The 1,268-nt window shown below is 35.9% G+C and carries 2 protein-coding genes; both read right to left on the bottom strand.

From position 1 onward, the window contains the following. Positions 1-41: 41 nt before the first annotated feature. Positions 42-911 (bottom strand): IS3 family transposase, encoded by an 870-nt coding sequence (locus tag V6R96_RS20700; RefSeq protein ID WP_407934769.1) that lies wholly within the window; start codon positions 909-911, stop codon positions 42-44. A gap of 11 nt (positions 912-922) precedes the next feature. Further along, entirely contained in the window at positions 923-1,213 is a 291-nt protein-coding gene (locus V6R96_RS20815) for a transposase (protein ID WP_407934768.1), read from the bottom strand. Between the last annotated feature and the right edge of the window lie 55 nt (positions 1,214-1,268).

Below are 1,268 nucleotides of genomic sequence, written 5' to 3'. Positions count from 1 at the left end.
TGAACTTGCAACTATTTTTGAGACAAAATTTATATACTTCTTTATGCTGCCTTTTTAGATTGATTAGACATTAAATTTTGATATTCTCTTATGGTTAAATTTCCTAAAGCTGAATGCCTTCTCCGGATGTTGTAAAATGTTTCTATATATTCAAACACAGAGTTTTTGGCATGGTCTCTGGTTTCATACTTATTTTGATAAATAAGTTCAGTTTTCAGAGTCTTGAAAAAGCTCTCTGCTACAGCATTGTCATAGCAGTTTCCCTTTCCACTCATACTTCGGGTAACATTTTTTCCAACTATAGAAACAAATTCCTCACAAGCATATTGTATTCCCCTGTCTGAATGAAAAATTAATTGGTCATGGTCTTCTAAAGGACGGTGAAGCCTTGCCATTTTCAACGCTGCAACACTAGTGTCCTGAGCTTTCATTGTCTCACTTAGTGACCATCCTATCACCTTTCTGTCAAACAGATCAATGACTGTGGTCAGGTACAACCATCCCTGATTTGTTCGGATATAAGTAATATCAGAAACCCAGACTTCTTTACTTTTTTCAACCTTAAAATTTTGATTCAAATAATTTTGAACAACAGGATACCTATGAGAAGAATTGGTAGTTTTCTTAAATTTCTTCTTTACAATACTTTTTAAGCCTCTTTCTCTCATCAGCTTTGCCACAAAAGGACGAGAAGCTTTTATTCCTTTTGATTCTAGTTCCCTGGCAATCCGAGGACTTCCGTATCTTCCATGACTCCAATGATAAATCCTAAAAATCTCAGAAGACAACATTGCCCTTCTTTCTGATTTCCTGCTAGGTTTTCTTTTTTTCCAATGATAGAAACTGCTTCTGCTTACCTTTAATACCTCACACATCTTCCCGACAGGAAACACTCTAGCGTGATCCTTGATAAATTTATATCTTACCCGTCTCTCTTGGAGAAGATGCCTACCGCCTTTTTTAAGATATCACGCTCAAGCTTTGTATCTTCTAGTTCTTTACGAAGTCTCAGAAGTTCTTCTCTTATGGGATCGGAGGAAATTTGTTTTTCCTTAGTAAGTTTACCTTCTCTTTGCAGTTTTCTCCATGTAACCAGACTCTCTTTGCAGATTCCCAGCTCCTCGGCTACTGAAGAAATATTACCCCTTTGCTCACTTAATGAAACTGCACCGATCTTAAACTCTAAACTGTAATGTTTTCTAACTTTTTTCATAATATTAAAGTTAAAGAGTATAAGAATCTTGTCCTAACAAAGGTAGCAACTCCAA

Source organism: Chryseobacterium sp. CCNWLW53 (assembly GCF_037083525.1).
GTDB lineage: Bacteria > Bacteroidota > Bacteroidia > Flavobacteriales > Weeksellaceae > Chryseobacterium > Chryseobacterium lathyri.
The sequence above is the reverse complement of the archived record's forward strand: the minus strand, read 5'-3'. Positions and strand labels throughout refer to the sequence as shown.